General features: G+C 31.9%; 9 protein-coding genes. All 9 read right to left on the reverse strand.

Translation table 11 applies throughout. The features are described 5' to 3' along the window. Positions 1 to 22: 22 nt before the first annotated feature. Positions 23 to 2,461, reverse strand: a complete 2,439-nt coding sequence (gene galB / locus VJY32_RS08410) for a beta-galactosidase GalB (RefSeq protein ID WP_353677467.1) — start codon at positions 2,459 to 2,461, stop codon at positions 23 to 25. Positions 2,462 to 2,591: 130 nt separating this feature from the next. Next, a complete protein-coding gene (locus VJY32_RS08415; protein WP_353677468.1) occupies positions 2,592 to 5,426 on the reverse strand; it encodes a TIM-barrel domain-containing protein in 2,835 nt (944 codons plus the stop codon). Between the two features lie 567 nt (positions 5,427 to 5,993). After that, positions 5,994 to 7,193 (reverse strand): IPT/TIG domain-containing protein, encoded by a 1,200-nt coding sequence (locus VJY32_RS08420; RefSeq protein ID WP_353677469.1) that lies wholly within the window; start codon positions 7,191 to 7,193, stop codon positions 5,994 to 5,996. Positions 7,194 to 7,247: 54 nt separating this feature from the next. Beyond that, on the reverse strand, positions 7,248 to 8,264 hold the full coding sequence (locus VJY32_RS08425) for a PorV/PorQ family protein (RefSeq protein ID WP_353677470.1): 1,017 nt from the start codon (positions 8,262 to 8,264) through the stop codon (positions 7,248 to 7,250). A gap of 14 nt (positions 8,265 to 8,278) precedes the next feature. Continuing rightward, a complete protein-coding gene (locus tag VJY32_RS08430) occupies positions 8,279 to 10,408 on the reverse strand; it encodes a hypothetical protein (protein WP_353677471.1) in 2,130 nt (709 codons plus the stop codon). Between the two features lie 17 nt (positions 10,409 to 10,425). Continuing rightward, positions 10,426 to 13,563 (reverse strand): TonB-dependent receptor, encoded by a 3,138-nt coding sequence (locus VJY32_RS08435; RefSeq protein ID WP_353677472.1) that lies wholly within the window; start codon positions 13,561 to 13,563, stop codon positions 10,426 to 10,428. 250 nt (positions 13,564 to 13,813) lie between these two features. Beyond that, positions 13,814 to 15,274, reverse strand: coding sequence for a sigma-54-dependent transcriptional regulator (locus tag VJY32_RS08440; RefSeq protein ID WP_353677473.1), 1,461 nt, complete (start codon positions 15,272 to 15,274; stop codon positions 13,814 to 13,816). Positions 15,275 to 15,291: 17 nt separating this feature from the next. Then, the gene (locus tag VJY32_RS08445) at positions 15,292 to 16,764 is read right to left on the reverse strand and encodes an ATP-binding protein (RefSeq protein WP_353677474.1); all 1,473 of its coding nucleotides are present in this window, start codon (positions 16,762 to 16,764) and stop codon (positions 15,292 to 15,294) included. Positions 16,765 to 16,778: 14 nt separating this feature from the next. Further along, positions 16,779 to 18,113: an extracellular solute-binding protein gene (locus VJY32_RS08450; RefSeq protein WP_353677475.1), complete on the reverse strand. Its 1,335-nt coding sequence runs from the start codon at positions 18,111 to 18,113 to the stop codon at positions 16,779 to 16,781. Positions 18,114 to 18,784: the final 671 nt, after the last annotated feature.

Here is an 18,784-nt window from a genome sequence, read left to right on the forward strand (position 1 = left end):
TTAATTCACTCCCCAAATATTTTTACTTTGCTTCGATTTCTATCGAAGCCGGCAGTAAATTTTCTGATTTTGCTGTTAATTTGATTTTTCCAGCTTTACCACTTGATTGAATTACAGCAAGACACATTCCATTAAATGCTTTTCTATAATTTGCTTTGAAAGGTTCATGACTTGTTTGAGAACCATTATCAACTCCAGCTATTTTCCCTTCACCGGTAATTTCGAAATTAATTAAGTTATCTGCATATGGAACTAATGTGCCATCTTTATCAAGAATTTTTACTGTAACAAATGATAAATCTTTTCCATCTGCATTTATGATGTTGCGGTCAGCTTCAAGATAAATTTTATAAGGTTTATCTGCGGTTTTAATTTGACGCGTTAAAATTTCTTTTCCATCTTTTCGACCAACAGCTTTTAAAATTCCAGGAATAAATTTCAATCTCCACATTAAATGAATGTCGTCACCAGATTTTCTTTTTATGCCCATTGAATTTCCATTTAAGAATAATTCAACTTCATCACAATTTGTATAAGCCCATACATCAATTATTTGACCTTCTTTCCAATTCCAGTGAGGAAATACATGAAGAATTGGTTTATCAGTCCATTCACTTTGATACATGTAATATACATCTTTTGGAAATCCTGCTAAGTCAACTATACCAAAATAAGAACTGCGGGATGGCCAAGAATAAGGAGTAGGCTCGCCAAGATAATCGAAACCTGTCCATATAAACATACCGGATAGGAAATCATGTTTTTTAATGATTCTCCATGTTTCTTCGTGAGTCGAACCCCAGGGTGCACTGCAATTATCATATGCTGAACATGTATTATCTGGATTACCATCTTCAAGTGGTAAATCCCATCTTTTAGGCCATCTTCTTATGCTGTCTGATGGCATATCATAATGACCTCTTGTAGCAAGCGCAGATGTTGTTTCTGTAGCAATGAATTTTTTATTTGGATATGTTTTGGGAAAATCTTCGAAAAGATGATGATGATAATTAAACCCGATTAAATCCAGAACTTCAGCTTTAATTAGGGGATTTTCTGGTTCAGGTCCATTACAAGCTGCAGTTACAGGACGAGTTGAATCAAGGCTCTTAACAATTTTTGTTAATTCTTTTGTAAGAACAATTCCTATGCTGTCATCTCTAATCCATTGTTCCATTACTTCATTGCCGATACTCCAGATAATCACCGAAGGATGATTTCTATCACGAAGAATCATATCTTCTAAATCTCTTTTATACCATTTATCCCAATCCAATGCATAATCAAATTCAGTCTTTTTTGTTTTCCACATATCAAAAGCTTCGTCCATAACAATAAATCCCATTCTATCACATAAATTTAGCAATTCTGGTGCAGGCGGATTATGAGATGTTCTTATTGCATTTACTCCCATGTTTTTCAAAATCTCGAGTTGACGTTCCAGAGCTCTTTCATTAATTGCAGCACCAAGACATCCTAAATCGTGATGATTGCATACACCTTTAATTTTTACTTGCTTACCATTCAAGAAAAATCCTTTTTCCGCATTAAACTCAAAAGTTCTAATCCCAAAAATTGTTTCATAATCATCACACTGTTTCCCTTCAGATTCTATGATTGAAATTGCCCTATATAAATTTGGTTTTTCAATTGACCATAACTTTGGATTTTTTATTTCTACCTCTTGATGAATTTCAATTAATGCATTAGCATTCAAATTACTTTGACTTTCAACTTCACCTACCTTTTTATTTTCGCTATCAAAGATTTCTGTTATAATTTTTATAGGAACTGCTTTATCAAATATGTTTCTTACTTTTATTTGAATAGAAACTTTCGCAAAATATTCATTTACAGTTGGAGTTGTAATGAAAGTGCCCCAGTGTTCAACATAAATTTTATTTGTTTTAGTAAGCCATACATTTCTATAAATTCCTGAACCTGAATACCATCTTGAATTTGGTTGTTGTGAATTATCGACTTTAACAGCAATTACATTTTTATCACCAAATTTAAGATAAGGAGTAAGCTCATAACGAAATGAAATATAGCCGTAAGGGCGTTTCCCCAAGTAATTTCCATTAATCCAGACTTCGCTGTTCCGATAGATGCCATCAAAGTCGATAAAAAATAATTTTTCTTTTTCGGATTCAGGGACAAAAAAAGATTTTCGATACCAGCCAATTCCGCCGGGCAATGCACCTCCGCCTGGAGTTGCCGGATGGTCTTTACTGAATTCACCTTCAATACTCCAATCGTGCGGTAAATCGAGCTTGCGCCACTCATCATCATTTAAGGCAGGATCATTCCCATTAGCAATATCACCTAAATGAAATTTCCAATCATTACAAAAATTTTCTACACTTCTTACTTTTAACGATTGGGCATTCATTGTAAAAGCTAATCCCAAATAAATAAGAACGAAAATTCTGGACAATTGAAATAAAAATTTGTTTTTCATGCTCTCCTCTTAATAAAATTATTTTCAATTAATGATTAGAAAATTTAATTAACTAACAAACAGCAAAACATAGATTATGATAAATACATCATTAGATTATAAGAGAATTATTCACTAATAACAATTTTTTCTAATTCATTCTGATTATTTTCCTCTTCCCATCATAAAGAATTTTTACATCTGGCTCTTTTTCAAAATTAATTCCATATGATTTTTCTTTGCTAATCCAGATAATTTCAAAAGTTCTTGTTTTCAACATTCCGGGAAATTTTCCTTTTCTTTTTTCGATTGTAAGAATTTTTTCTTTTTCGTTGTAATTAAAATCAATTGTAGAATAAAGACCCTTTTCATAATTATAATTAACATTTTCATCTTCATAAAGAGTAAAAGAAGCATTACGACCTGTGTAGACATACAATCTAATTGGGTCAGCAGGTTTTTCATCTGTATATTGAATTTCCGGTCCAAATGGAATTATAGAACCTTCCTTTACAAAAATTGGAATATCAATGTAAGGCGCATCAGCAATAATAGTTTGACCGCCTTCATAATATTTGCCGGATTTCAAATCATACCATCCGCAACCTTTTGGTAAATAAACATTTCTTGACCTTGCTTTATATTCGGTGACTGGATTGATAAGCAATGAAGGACCGAACATAAATTGGTCGCCAATATTCAGAACATTTTTATCGTAACCAAAATCCATAACCAATGCTCTCATAATTGTATAATCTTGATGAGTTACCATCCCAGTAAGAGAATAAATGTATGGCATTAATCGATAACGAAGTTTGTCATAATTTAACATTGATTGATAAGCAGGATGATTTTCGGGAGCGATATTAAACATTTCACGATAAGGATATTGACCATGCACTCTAAAGAGAGGACAAAAAGTTCCAAACTGAAACCAGCGGGTATTTAATTCCCGCCATTCATCTAAATCAGAATCATTTGGTTTTTCATATCGAGGCTCAACAGCAAATCCGCCAATATCTGTTGTCCAGTATGGAATTCCTGAAAGAGAAAAATTCAGTCCAGCAGAAATTTGATTCTTGAGGTCGAACCATCTTGCTGCAACATCACCGCTCCAAGTTGCTGCTGAATATCTTTGTTGCCCCGCAAAAGCAGAACGAGTTAAAATAAAAACTCGTTGATTTGGTTTTGTTTTTCTCTGTCCTTCATAAACTGCTTTTGAATTCATTAAAGAATAAGTATTAAGATATCGAGCAGAAGTTCCTAATGCAGTTGGTCCAATTCTCAAAAGCCATTCATTAAATGAAAGATTTGATTGAAGGTCAGGTTCAGTCGAATCAAGCCACCATGCATCAAAACCAAGCGAGAAAAGCTTTTCATTAATTTGTTTCCAATAAAGTTTTCGTGCACCTTCACTGTATGGGTCATAAAAAGTTGATACATAACCGGGACCAACCCAATCTTTCTGGCCTACTTCAACATTTCGCATATACAGCCAGCCATTCTTCTTAAATTCTTCAAAATGTTTTGTGCCCACATAAAATTTTGGCCAGACAGAAATCATAATCCGAGTATGCAGTTTATTATGAAGTTCTTTTACCATTCCTTCAGGGTCAGGAAAACGTTCCTTATCAAATTCATGACTTCCCCATTGGTCTTCTTTCCAGTAAAACCAATCTTGAACAATATTATCAAGAGGAATTTTTCTTTTTCTAAATTCTTTTACAATAGAAAGTAATTCATCTTGAGTTTTATAACGTTCGCGGCACTGCCATAATCCCATTGCCCATTTAGGCATCATTGGAGCTTTGCCAGTTAAAATTCGATATCCATGAATTACATCATCAAGATTTTCACCATAGATGAAATAATAATCTATCTGATCGCCCACCTCGGAATAAAGTGAGAATGAATTTATAAAATCTTCTTTTGATGGACATAATGCTTTTAATCCTATATAGCCACCAGAATGAATCCATTCGATTTTGATTTTATGTTTTTCACCGGGTTTCATATTGATTTTGGGAAGATGCGTCCACGGCAGCCAATTCTGTCTCCATGAATCAACGATTAAAGAATCATCAATCCACATTTTTGTATAACCCGAACAATACAATCTAAGTTTGTGAATTCCTGATTCATTACTTTCAATCTCGCCGCTCCATCTTACAGCTTTAACTTTCTCATTAAATCCTTCAGGGAAAGGGTCATTCACATCAAGAAATTCATGCTCAATTTTTGATTCTATTTGTATAGCAAATAAATTTTTGAAGTCAACATCCTCAAAGTATTCAGCTGTCAGTCCACCTTCATTTCCTTTTTTATCATAAAGTTTGAAAACATTATGGAGTGACTGATATTCTCTGATATCTCCAAATTTTGTGCGTGAATAATTATCCCAAAGTATTCCATAATTTTTACTTGAGACAAGAAAGGGAATTACATCAACAATATTATATTGCCAGAGGTCAACATCGTGACCTTTATAATTCATAATTCCATTTTGATGTGCGCCCAAACCATAAAAAGCTTCGTCTTCTGAAGCATTAAATATTTGTCTTATGTGATAAGTTTGTTCACCCATCACTGCTGAAGGAATAATAATTTTGCTATCGTTTGCACTCTCATTTAAAATTAATTTTTCATTATTATCATAAAATGCAACTTTGCCATTTTCTGAATTTACTCTAACAATTAATTTAGAAGTAATAATATCAACAAAATTATTTTTGTCTTTTACAGACCAGCGGATAGGTTTCCAATCAATTTTTTCTACCACTAAACTTTTACGAGTTGAAAATGAATTTGTTGGTGAAGCTATAATACGGATAATATTTTCAGTGATGATCTGAACTTTTAGTAATTGCGCATCGGTATCTTTTTGTTTTTTCAGTTCGAATAAAACACCATCCTTTTGTTTTTCAAAAGCATATATGATTTGAAAAATCAATAAGAAAAAAAACAAATACTGAAATTTTACTTTCATGAATTTCTCCCCATTTGTCTTCACTTAATTTTAATTCGTTTATGCATTATTTATTAATGAATTCTCCCTTTGTCCCTCTCTTAGAAAGAGAGGGAACACACCCCTTCTCTTCCTAAGAGAAGGGGACGGGGGTTGAGTTAAAATATATTAATTATTTTCACACAACCTTATTACGATAAAAAGCAGATATTAAATTTATTACCTAAAAAAAATTATCATCTATTGTCTTCACTTAATTTTAATTCGTTTATGCATTATTTATTAATGAACTCTCCCTTTACCCCTCTCTTAGAAAGAGAAGGATTTTTTCACCCCTTCTCTTCCTAAGAGAAGGGGACGGGGGTTGAGTTATTATAATTATTCACAATTTCAATCAAAAAACAAAATTTTATTTTTTTCTCAATTTGTATGAAATAAAAAACTTATTACACAATAAAAATCTATTTATTTCGTCAATTCTTGATTATGGATTTTAATACAAAGAATATTTACTTCATCAAGTACAATAATTTCATTCTTTCAATTATTACTTCAAGTTCATTAAATTAATTAGTTTCTTTTCTTCTTTTAACCTCCATAATATGGTGCACTCTTTGAGCCCATATCAACACGAAAAACAGTCCATTCCTGTCCTGCTGTTGCATCACCAATTATCATATAAAGAAAACTTCCATTACCCCAATAAAAATTTTTACAATAAGGAGGAATAATATTCTTATAAAAATAATCCAATTGTTTAGATGCCATATCAAAAATTAAAATTGGATTAGAAGAATCGGTTGCAATAAACATAATACCATTTTCAGAAAATGCAAGACCTCTAATTAAGCGCGAAGAAAATTCACTGCTTGTACTTAAATCAAAAACTAATTCTTTGCTTCCTACATTACCATTACCATCAATTGAATGTCTCCATATTTTAGCAGGTTCTTGAGAACTTGCTTTTCGTGAAGCCACATATACATAACCATTAAAAACACGAATGGCAAGAATTTCATCAGTTGTATAAACACCGGCTGATTTAACTGATAAATCTGGAGCTATAATAACAAGGTCGCTGCGAGTGCCTCCCGTATAGAAATATCCATTGGCATCAAAATCGCCAAATTTAACAACTTTACCAGATGGAAGTCTTAACCATTCTTTTACTTCTCCTGTATATAAATCTACTACATCAATTGAACGATTATTACCTGGCATATAAAGTTTTCCACCGGGACCAACTTTAGCATCTGTGGGCGGTCTTGTTGCCAAACCAATAATTGACTTTTGACCAACCGGTGTAACTTTAACAATATTTCGAGAAGCTGCTTCGACCACGTAAAGATTTTCATTTTTATCAACTGCAAGAACACTCAATTGCAAATTATCTAAAAAAGAACCATAGCGATCTAAGACTTTATCAATTTTGTAAGGTCCATATTTTGCAACAGTAAGAGCCTGATTGGGAACTACTTTAATATAGCTTGATTCAGTAGCAAGATTTGGTCTTCTTACAACAATTTTAGTTAATGATACAGAAACCATTTCAGCTGATGTGTTATCAAAATAAACATTTGTTCCGCTAACGTCTAAATTCTCACCTTGAATTGTAATCGTATTGACTCCGGGCTTAGCCTGAATAGGGTCTACCTGAGTAATTTTGGGAATTGGTGCTTCGGGAAATTCTTTATCCCACATTGGCTCTGCTACATCATATTTACAAGCAGTCAAAAATTTAATCGATATGACTATGACCAAAGTTATAATTAAACTTTTTTGTTTCATAATAATTCTCCTTGATGCTCTAAAAATTTTATAGAACATAAACTTCAAATCAAATTAAAAAGAAAATCTTGCGGTAAATCTTTGTACTTTATCAAATACACCAAAAGGAGTATAAGCATAATCAATTGCAAAACCATAACTTGCGATACCCAATCCAAAAGTAAAGCCGCTTTCGAAATTATTTGATATATAACCACCTCGTAATGAAAAAGCATTGAATAATTTATAATCAATACCAATTTTAATTTGCTCGGGATGATCTCTATGATGACTTGCATCAATACTTAAGTATAATGATTGATTAAATGGCAGTTCTCCTATAAAATCTAAAAGATTCATTGAAATACCTAATGTAAAAACAAGCGGAGCCTGAAATCCTTCTTTTGCATATTTAACTTCTTTTGAAAAGTTCCGAACTGACATTCCAAATACTAAACTTTTAAATCCAGTTCTATATTGCGTACCGAAATCAAAAATAAATGGTGATAATTTATTGGAAACAGTTTTCTGTGTGGTATCTAACCCAACATTAATTACAGGTATAATGCTTTCTCCTAAATCCTGCCTTATCCAGCGAATTTGCCCGCCCACACTAAATTTATCGCTTAGTTGTTTTGCATAACCAAGGCCAACAGCAATTGCACTTAATTTAAAAATTCCAATATCTTCATAACCTAATGGAGAGGCTTTATTAACGCGTGTACCATAAAATTCACCATAGTCAACACTTTGAATTGTAAAACCAATTACACCGTAATTTCCATCGTAAGGATTTATTGCAAGACTCAAAGTGTAATGATTAATATCAGCAATCCATTTATTTGCACTTGCAGATACATCTATAAAAGTTTGCATGTCAGACATTCCGGCAGGATTAAAAAACAATGAACTAGAACCAAACTGAAGACTTGTCATAGCTTCTGCCATTGCAGCTGCACGAGCATCGGAAACAACACTTAGAAACTGAAATCCGCTTTGTGCTAATTTTTGTTTTTGCTGAGAATAATTAGAATTAAAGAAGATAAAGCATATTAACAATCCCGGCAAAAAATTCTTTAACAATGTTTTCATTTATAATCTCCTCCTTATCTAATTATCACGAATTTACGGAATACAGAACGACCATCAGGAGTTTCTACATAAAGAATATAAATACCGCTCGATACTATCTGTCCATATTTTGTTAACGAATCCCACAATTCATCTCCAGTTCCTTTTGTATGGTCTTTTTCCCATATCAAATCACCGCGTTCAGTAAATATCTTTAACTTGCATACCGGAGGCAATCCATAGAATGCAATTCTATCGTATTGTGATTTATCACCAAATTGAAATATCCTTGCCCGAATATCATACGGATTTGGAACAACTCTCACAGAATCTAAAGTTGTTGTAACTGGAGGACGCTGCAAAGTAGCTGGTCTATTTGTTACAGTCCAGAATGGACTGCTGTATAAAGGCTTACCCGGTTCAATATCATTCTGAGTGCCATCATCTTTTGTTTGAATATAATAGTAATAATCAAAACCTCTTTTGGCTGTTTTATCATCATAACTATGAACAACATTAGATTTATCACACTCAAAGATTTTTTCATATTTTGTTCTATAATCTAAAACTCTTCCTTCTGCTCTATAAATTACATAACCATTAAAATGAGGCCAAGAATCTGCATTATCAGACCATTCGAGTTTTATTCTATCTCCACCAGATGTAACTCTAAATGTTTTTGGAGGCGGTGGTGCTTGTGGTATTTTGAAATTAGATTGAAAATTTTTCATTGCATTTCTAAAACTTTTTAGTATAGAATCTTTTCCTGTATAAACCCACAACTTTTTATAAAGATTATGGTTTTGTGTTTGAGTTCCGTCTGGTAATAAAAGGGGTGGCTTGGTTGGTGAATTATTTCTCCATTGTAGCCAGTTATTTCCTATTTCTCTGCATTTTTCCCATGAAAGGCCATTAACAGCTTCTGCAAAAACAATTCTAACACTATCACCAGGTTCAAGAGTATAAGGCCCAAAACCCTGACCCTGACTTGTTCCGCCACCAGTTTGTCTTCTCGGGTCTGTGTAATTAATTGGATAATCATTTCCAACTACTTCATCGTGCTGTCGTGGTGCATGTCCTTCACTCATAATATCATATCTATCACCCATAAAAACTTCATCATATTGACTTACATTTGCTTGCATTGCTGTAATGTCGGAACCAATAAACCATGTAGTCTTAGGTTGAAAAACATCATCAGAGGGATTTTTAGGACTAACATCTGCATGAAGAGTCACACATCCAGCAAATTTAGCAGAACCAAGCACCCCATCTTCAGATTCGTTTGGACATCCCCAGTCTTCATCATAAGATACAGGTCTATCTTTATTTGGTCCATACCATGAATAAAATCCTCTCATATTATAAATTGGTGAATTTGGGTCAGTAAAATCAGGTGAAGAAGGATTTTGTCCAAATGCATGATTAATAGTACTATTTCCCCATGTCGATGAAAATGCACCCCATGTAGAACCAAAGCCAGAAGAAGTAACTCCTGCAAATGCATATCTATAAACAAAATAAAACCATACATCTTTCAGCGTTTGTTTATACACATCTCCAGCTTTGTTATAAATTCCAGTATTCTTAAAAATATATTCATGAATTATATAATCATCATGATTAGGCTGAGAAAATGCATAAACTTTTTTAGTAACTGAAATTCCTATTGAAGTATTAAATCTAACCAACACCATTCTATCGGATAAAAGATTTTCATCAAGGCTGTCGAGTTTATCATAATTATCAAGTGGACTTGCTTTCTGGTCATCGACTATTACAACCGGGTGTAAATTTTTTCCTACTAATTTTATTTCTTTTTCAAAAATTTGATTTACACGGTCGCTTGCATCTCGAGGTCCTGAGCCTATTACTTTAACACCTTTAAGTTTTTTTTCAACCGGGTCATAATAATCTTTGCAGCCTATCCATAATCCTCTCATACGACAAGTATTTTGATCAATCCCATACAATGCCGGCCAGGAAAAATAGTTTGTATTTCCTTCTGGAAATTCGTTTTCGTATTCTGCTCCAATTTCATTAATTGGTGTTTGCAGCTGTCCTATTCTCAGCCATCTAATATCCTGTGCAAGATTTATTGAATTTAGTCCTATGAAATAAAAAACAATAAAAAAGAAAATAGAGTTACTTCTAAACTTTTTCATAGACACCTCATTTCTTTTTAAAGATTGAATGTTAATCTTAATCCAAAGTAAAAGCTGCGCGGATTTAAGAACCAGAATGTTGATTGATTTGGCATATCAATGTAAGCTTTGTCTTCAAGAATTTTGTTAATTCTGTTCTGGTCAACCTCGCTCCATTGATTATTCACATATTCATAATATTTCGATGTGGTTCCTTCATAATAAATTACATTATTCTTGCCAGGTTTTGTTGGGTCAATCACTGCTTGATATTCCATAGGTTGGAATTCAACATTAGGTTTTCTATAATCACCAACTTTATCATTGCCTGGAATATTATCATAAGCTTCGCTCTTTGGAAGATGTAAAGATCTCAAATAATCCTGGTCTCCAGTATTCCACAAACGAAGTGTATTCAATACATTATAAACATCCATAAATAAATCAATTCTTAATTTCCCAACGTCAAACGATTTATTCAATCTTAGAGTTGTATTGAAATAATCAACTGATTGAACATTATAAGAAATATCAGGAAGACCTTTAGGATTCCAGGTTACCCAGCCACCTGCCTGCCAGTCAACAATTAAATTCAAAAGCCAACCTGCAAAAATTTTATGACCAAAAATTTCAGGTCCAAAATCATCAGGTGTAAAAAAGTTTAAATTAACTCTTGCAAATGGCTGAGGAATTGGTCTATCCTGATAAAGATTAACTGTTTGTTCATCCCAAGCTTTTTGCAATGATGGGTCATCATAAATTTGAGAACTGCCAAAATGCCCGCTTGTTCTAACTAAATAAGTATAATTTGCAAAACCTGACCACCATCTTCCTCGTGTTTTTCTAAGTGTTAATTCAAAACCTCGTGTATCTTCATAATTATTGTTAGTGGTTTTTGAATAAGAAAATCCTGCTGAGCTTGATATATATTGTGTATAATCCTGCTGGTCATAAATATCATTATAAAATGCTGCAACCTGAAGAAATATATCTTCTGTAATTAAATAATCGAAACCAAGTTCATAAGAAATTGTCTTTGCTAAAATTACATTTGGGTCTCCTATACTTGTCAGTGCTTTTAAAGAATTTCTTTGTATTCTGAATATGCTTTCATATTGGGGCAATTGTTTGAAGTGACCATAATTAAAAAATAGTTTTGCATTTTCGGTAATTGGATGAGCAATACCAAGTCGTGGAGAAATTTGCCATTGCGGTTTAGATTTTTCCAATGGAAAACTTCTGGATTCATTATACTTTGATGAATAAAAATAAACATCGAAGGGGTCAGTTAACCACCAATCTGTATTTGAGTTACTGTAATCTACTCTTAATCCAAGATTAACAGTTAAACCTTCGAATTCAAGCTTATCCTGAGCATAGAATGCTGCTCTTATTGGATTTACTCGTTGCTGAACTCTTACAGCATAAGTTTTTCCTGCAGTAGCAGATGCTATTGTTCCATAATCAAGATTCAAATCATTATATACAAATTCAAATCCTGTTTTAATCAGGTTATTAAAATTAATTTGACTTGTTAAATCGCCTTTAATAGTAGTTGAACTGACTTTACTAAAATCTCTTGCTTTAGCAACGTGTTGACCGCCAGTAATTAAAACACCTTTAGCTTCGTAAGGCCAATAACCAAATGGATTTTCATCTTCAAAAAATCCTGGAACAATTTCATATAACTTAGAAGTATCACGCCAGCGAGTAGGTCGAACATTATAATCACTTCTATAATGTTCAATTAATATTTCATAAAAAGTTTTGGAGCTTAAAGAATGAGTTAACTTCGAAGCAACAGATTGATGTCCAATATCTGCCAATGAAAAATTAAAATCGGAAAACATTGATATTAAATCAGAAGGAGCTCCAATATTACTTGCTACGCCTGCAATTTCATTTGGATATCTTGGATAATAATAGATTCCTGTAGCATCCCAATTGTGTCTAATTGTAAATTGTTTACCAATTAGAGTTGATATTCTAAGCTTCAAAGAAGGGGTTAAATCAGAGTTTAGTTGAATAGTCCAATCATAATCTCTGTAATCAGGTCTAGTCAGTGGGAATAAAAGCATTTCTCTATTACTTCTATAAGATGTAAAAAATCTCAAATCACCAAGGGCTTTACTTATAAATGGAACTGGGCCACCAAAACCAGCATCTATTTCATAATCAGGTTGGTTGTTTGGTTGTTTTTTTCTTGTTTCATACATAAAAACTCTTTGAGCACCTAATGGAGTTAAATCATTATTTGGGTCATTATCGCTGTTTAATTTTTTTGAAACTTCGTTCCAACCCATAAATTCAGGATATTGTTTTCTTGTATATTCATCCCAGGCACTTGTGCCTGTCCAGCATACTTGAGGGTCATAAAATGGTCTAAATATATATGAATATGGATCGTGAATATCTTTAATGCCTTCTCCGCGCCAATATTTAGGTCCAGGTGGTCTGTATCTGATTTGAATGCTTCCCGAATAATTTTGTCTGCTGCCTTCTCTAGTTACAACATTTACAATACCCGAACGTACCTGCCCATATTCTGCATTAAATCCACCTCTTTCAAGAGAAATTTCTTTAATTGAGCTTAGGGGAACACTTGCAGTTGGTAAATTATTTCTCGGGTCTCTTAGTGTTACTCCATCTAATAAAAACAAAAGTCTGTCACTGCCACCACCCCGTACAGTAAGACCTTGAACCCCTGCTTGCAAACCAATAACGCCAGCAACAGAATTGATTGGCAATTCTTGAACTTCTTTTTCTGATATAGCAACAACGCTTGTTGCAACGTCTGGCTTAATCAACTTACGTTCTGCGACAATTATCATTGCACCAAGTTCAATTGCTTCTGATTCAAGAGCAGCATCAATTCTTGTTGTTTGATCAATAAATACTCTTACATCATTAATTGTTAACTTTCTATAGCCAATGTAAGAAATCTGTATACTGTAAATACCGGGCGGAATATCAAGAATTGTGTAATGACCATTTACATCTGTAGCTGCACCTAAACTTGTCCCTGTTATAATTACATTAGCCCCAATAAGAGGTTCGCCGGTTGATTTGTCTGAAATTTTTCCTGCAATTTTGCCAGTTGTGCCTGCCAGGTATGTGGCCGCATACGCAATCGTTTGCAAATAAATAAATATTAATAGTAAGCTTACTTTTTTCATTAAAATGTTCTCCTACTATTTTTATTCTTTTATAAACTCTCTTATTAGTTTTCGATTTAATTTTTATGAGGGATTTTAAGCATTTTCTTTTAATGGACTTATTTAACTACAAATTTCAACACAATGATTATACCAGCAATTTTCTATTAAAAATTTTTTATAATATCCTATTCTTAGCTTATATGGGGAAAAAATATATAAAAATGATATGATAACTTGCCCTCGTTTTTATCATAATGATAATGTTTAATTAATTCTTATTTGTGTTTTTAATTCCTAACTTATTGCACATTCGATAGAAATTTGAGGGAGCCATGCCTAACAACCTTGCAGCTTCTGATTCCGATTTTGTTTTTTCTTTAACAAATGCAAAGTATTTACATCTGAACAGGCGTTCCATATCTCTCCATTTTAAAATCTTATTACCAAACCAAAATTCCGGTTCTGATAAATTTCTAATTCTGTTTACATCCAAAATATTTAATACATCCTCCTTTGTGATTACATTCTCACACGAGATTAATAGTCTTTGTATAACATTTTGAAGTTGACGAATATTTCCAGGCCATTCATATGACTGAAGTATTTCAATTGCATCCTTCTTAATTTCAGGGACAGGGATATCCATTTGTGCTGAATATTTTTTTATAAAGTAGTCTGTAAGCAAAGGTATATCTTCAATTCGTTCATTTAATTTAGGTGTGTAGATATTTATTACATTCAATCGATAATACAAATCTTCCCTAAATCTTTTTTCTTCTACTGCTTTTTCTAAATCTATGTTAGTAGCAGCAATTACGCGAACATCAACTTTCATGGTGCCTGTTCTTCCAATTTTATCAATTTCACCATCTTGCAAAACTCTCAGTAATTTTACTTGTGATGACATAGATAGTTCTGCAATTTCATCAAGAAAAATTGTTCCATTATTTGCTATTTCAAATAGACCTTTCTTGGCATTCATTGCACCAGTAAAAGAACCTTTTTCGAATCCAAACAATTCGCTCTCAATTAATTCTGAGGGAATACTACCTGCATTTACAGTTACAAAATTTTCATATTTTCTTTTGCTAAGGTAATGAATATGAGTTGCAACAAGTTCTTTACCTGTTCCCGAAGCCCCGTAGATCAATACTGTTGCATCTTTCATGGCTGCTTTTTCAATCTGTTTTATTAAATTTTTTACTGCAGTTGATTCACCTATTATTTTTTTCTCATTTAAAATATTATTAATTGATTGATTGAGCTGGATATTTGACTTTGCTTTTTCCTGACTTAATCTTTTCTTTTCATATGCATTTAAAATAGACAACAATAAATCAGTTGGCTGATAAACATAATCCTGTACGTCAGAAGGATATTTTGTACAGAACCACATTGCCCCTGCTTCAATTAATTTGTTGGCAAAATCAAAATCGGTTACATTAATTGTCATTTTAGTAATTACAATAATTTGAATGAATGGGTCGACGGATTTAATTTTTCTAATTAATTTTTCACCTGTTAGTGGACCAACTATTTGATAATCCATTATTATTACATCAAATTCATTCTCATGATTGGAGACCAATTCTACAGCTGATTGACCATCAGCAACAACATTTTTAATTTTTATCCATTCACTAAAGGGAGCTAAAGTTTTCTTAATTCTATTTACATCGTAAGATTCATCTTCAATCAATAAAATATTTATCTGTTTATTTAATTGCATAAAACAAAATCCTCCCTTTAATTATGTTTAATTATCAAAGTGTATTTACAACCCCCTTCTGATTTATTTTCTGCATCCAGAATCCATCCACATCTTTTTGACATTTCATATGCAATATAACAACCATATCCTCTGTTTCTATCTTCATCCTTCGTTGTAACATTTTCTAAAAATATTTTTTTGATTCCCAATTTACTTTTTTCAAGTAATTCCTCAGGTATACCCTTGCCATTATCTTCTATAGTTAACTCAGTAATTTTATTTTCAGAGAAGTATTTTGTACTTATTGTAATATTAACAACATCTATACCAGCATGGTCGATTGAATTTTGTACAAGTGGTTCAATTATTTCCCAGATTACAAATTCATTAATCATAAGGATTGGTAAATTTTCATCAAGATTAAGATGAAATTTTATAGTTTTAACTGGATTTGATAATCGAAGGAAAATGTTATCAACAACAAATTTTAACAACTCATTAAGGTTAGTTTTATAAATTGAATTTCGTATAGTTTGAATTGGTGGACTATACCATTTCATGTCATAAATTACTCGTGAAATAAAATTTGCATATTTTGATATACGATACTTTATTTCTTTTATATTGTTTTCGTCTGCTTGTTCTATATCTTCAATTATAAATCCCATTACTTTTTCTGCTTTATGATGGGTATGATAAATTCTTTTAGTAAATAAATGTTCTTTCTGCTGTGCAATTAATTTTTGAAGATGTTCTTCCCTTTCTTTATATAATAACTCACGAGCTTCGTCCCTTTCAATTATTGTATATGTTGAAATGTAAAACATTCCAAGCAATCCCAGCAGTATTAAGGACGAAAAAATCAATACTGTTTTATTAAAACTTGCTAATATTTGTTGACTTATAAAAGAAACATCTGGATGAACTTTAAGATAAACTGCACCGCTATATTCTCCGTATGGAACCAATGGAATAAAAACATGAAATATATTTTGTTCTTCCTGTAAGCTTGTTATCAATTCTGACTTAACCATTTTCTCGTGAAGTAATGCATATTTATTAACAGCATATCTATATTTGGGATTAATCGTGGTATCAAGTACTTCATGCTTATAAAAGTAATTGTATAATTCCTGTCCTAAATCGAGTGCTATAAATTTATTTTCATAAGGAAGAATAACACACATAGCTTCAACATTTCTTCTCATAAGTGGTTGTTTCAAAATGCTATTTAATGCATGAATTAAATTTTTTATTCTATATAATTTATCGGTTTCACTTTCTATTGGATCAGATTCAAGAATTAATTCAAGTGTAGAAGTAGTTAAATTTCCTATTTGCTCGGCAGAATTTTGTTTATACCAATCCATTGTGTCAGAAAGTAAATCTCTCAAAGTATTTTGTTGCAGGTGAGATACAAAAACTTGAAACATAATTAACACAAGAAAAATTATTAAAATATGCTTCCAGCCAAAATGTATCTCTTTAATTTTTTTTAATACTTTCATAACAACATACTCTCCTATTTTTTTACAATAGCTTTTTCATTATTAATTTGAGTGGAAGCATAGTCAAGTGCTTCTTGAATAGTAATTTCCTTTTTCAAAGCTTTATGGAATTGTCGTGCTAATATTTCAGAAATTCTCGTATAATTTTCCAGAAATGGTCTGTGTTTGCCCCATTTAAGTAAATTTTTTATTTGAACAAGTTCTTTATGATTTTTTAAATAAAGACTATCATTAAATACTTCTTCATTAACAGGTATTACACCACCTTCTTCATAAAGTATTTTTTGATTTTCTTTTTCGAACATAAATTTAATGAACTTAAGAGCTTCTTCTTTTCGATCCGAAAATTTCGATATCATCAAACTCCAGCCACCAAACACACCCGAAGTAGAACATCCCTTAAAATGCGGCAAAGGTGCTATTGCCAGATTTTTTACATTTGATGTATCTTTCAAAAAGTTTTTGTATTGTTTATGAAATCCAACCCACCCTCTTAAAAAAACTGCATTATTTTCATTTGCATATAAGTAACTCAAATATTCATCCATGCGGGTTACTTCATAAGGTGAATATTTATATTTATGAATCAAATCGACAAGTTGTTTTAAAGCCTTATGTGCGGCTTCTGTTCTAAGATCAATATGATAATTATTAAAAATTTTGTTGCTCTCTTCCTCACACAAAAGTTCATGAAAATTGCAAACCATTCCTTCAAATTCACCCCCTTGAAAAATATAAAATGGTTTTTCATATGAAGAAAATTTTTCTCCTAAAGAAAAAAATTCATCCCAGGTAAGTGAATTTTGTATTTTTTTTTCTATTTCCTTACCATTTGGAAGTTTAAGTATCAAATCCCTGCGATAGTAAAGCACACCAACATCGAGGAATAAAGGAAACGCTACAAGACTATCGTTCTGATAACCAGCTTTCAATGCCATTTTATTAACATTACTTAGAGTTTGTTCGTCAAAGTATTTATCCATTGAATAGCCCCATTTTGCAAATCGAGGTATCCAGATTAAATCTACTGCGAAAACATCTATTCCATCACTTCTATTTCTTAAAGAACGAGTGAGTATGGCTTTTCTGTCATTAGTAGTAAAATGATAGAATGGTAAATTAACAGGCACAACTTCAATTTCATTTTTGTGAAGTTTATTAAATCTATTTATGATTTTTAGATGTGCTGGTGATATATTATCAACATAATATATTTTTTTTACCGAACTTTTTGAAAATAAGTTTATTTGAAATGGCAAATAAATGAAGAAGAAGATTGCCACCAATGAAATAAAAATTGATATTAACCAAATTGATGATTCTTTGATGCTCTTAGTAATCTTTTTCACAGCCCCTCCCTTTTGTTCAAAGAAGTCATAATTAATTTATATACGAACAGAGATTTTCTCGATTACGTTTTAATATTTTTTGAAAAACAAATTCTATTCCAAATTTTATGCAGTTCATATAGTATCACTGCTCAACACAATTGCAGGAGAACAATAATCTATATTCGATATTTTCAAAATATTTTATATTGAGAAAAACCTTTAACGATTAATCAATGCGGGAGTTATTTAAATACTTTAATCAATTTAAAAAGTAACTATTAACACATTCTACTTCTAACTAATATTTTTCCTAAAAAATCTACAGCACCAAATTCAAAAACATTTATAAAATTAATTTCGCTTCAGCTAAATGTCTTTTTCAATGTTGGAGCCATTGGTTTTTACATTAACCCTGTATTTCATTTACAATTTATGAAATAGATAAGAGAAAATCATGGTATGAATTGCGTATAGGAAATATAACAATGATGGGTTTAGTTGTGTGAGCTCTTTCTTCGGGAAATAAATTTATAATTTACGGGAAAAAATTAAATGATTTCTTAAAGTTAAGCTAATTGTATTCAGTTTTATATTGCTTAGCCACAGAATTTTGAAAATTATTCACATTCCCTTTGGAAGAGAGACTTCATATTGTTAATTCTAAAATCAATTAACACAGATTATTTTGC

The organism is Rosettibacter primus (genome assembly GCF_036860675.1).
GTDB classification, from domain to species: Bacteria; Bacteroidota; Ignavibacteria; order Ignavibacteriales; family Melioribacteraceae; genus Rosettibacter; species Rosettibacter primus.

Coding starts and splice junctions, on each gene's coding strand:
- VJY32_RS08425 (WP_353677470.1), bottom strand. CDS start 8,264: ATGAAAACATTGTTAAAGAATTTTTTGCCGGGATTGTTAATATGCTTT.
- VJY32_RS08445 (WP_353677474.1), bottom strand. CDS start 16,764: ATGAAAGTATTAAAAAAAATTAAAGAGATACATTTTGGCTGGAAGCAT.
- VJY32_RS08420 (WP_353677469.1), bottom strand. CDS start 7,193: ATGAAACAAAAAAGTTTAATTATAACTTTGGTCATAGTCATATCGATT.
- VJY32_RS08435 (WP_353677472.1), bottom strand. CDS start 13,563: ATGAAAAAAGTAAGCTTACTATTAATATTTATTTATTTGCAAACGATT.
- VJY32_RS08440 (WP_353677473.1), bottom strand. CDS start 15,274: ATGCAATTAAATAAACAGATAAATATTTTATTGATTGAAGATGAATCT.
- VJY32_RS08415 (WP_353677468.1), bottom strand. CDS start 5,426: ATGAAAGTAAAATTTCAGTATTTGTTTTTTTTCTTATTGATTTTTCAA.
- VJY32_RS08430 (WP_353677471.1), bottom strand. CDS start 10,408: ATGAAAAAGTTTAGAAGTAACTCTATTTTCTTTTTTATTGTTTTTTAT.
- galB (WP_353677467.1), bottom strand. CDS start 2,461: ATGAAAAACAAATTTTTATTTCAATTGTCCAGAATTTTCGTTCTTATT.